1 protein-coding gene is annotated in these 383 nt (G+C 44.4%); it reads right to left on the reverse strand.

All coding sequences use genetic code 11. The features are described 5' to 3' along the window. Positions 1-383 (reverse strand): tail sheath protein (locus tag Y887_RS19690; protein ID WP_046965631.1); only part of this gene is annotated, 383 nt, incomplete at both ends.

Below are 383 nucleotides of genomic sequence, written 5' to 3' on the forward strand. Positions count from 1 at the left end.
GAGAATCACCAATTGCTACAACGTGTTTCTGAACTGTAGAAGCAACTTCTAAAGATTCACCAGCACAAGAACCAGCAATAAACAACTGTGCATTAACCGATTCACGGTCAGCAAACAAATCCCAAGCTTCCATTAAATCACCGGCTTCAACCGTTTCATTAGATGATAAGCCACCATTCAGTTTGATTACACCAGAGAAACCTTTTGGCCAACCTTGTGCAGTAGCGAAAATATAATGGCTGGCGCCTTGAGCAAAGAAATCAACAAAAAAGATATTACTACCATAAATATCGCGGTCACCGCGTTTAGTAGAAAGAACTACACTCGGGACTACCGCGGCGGTACGACGAACGAGAAGCGCACATGGGTCATCAGGCTGTGGG

The sequence above is a fragment of the Xanthomonas pisi DSM 18956 genome, assembly GCF_001010415.1.
Taxonomy (GTDB): Bacteria; Pseudomonadota; Gammaproteobacteria; order Xanthomonadales; family Xanthomonadaceae; genus Xanthomonas; species Xanthomonas pisi.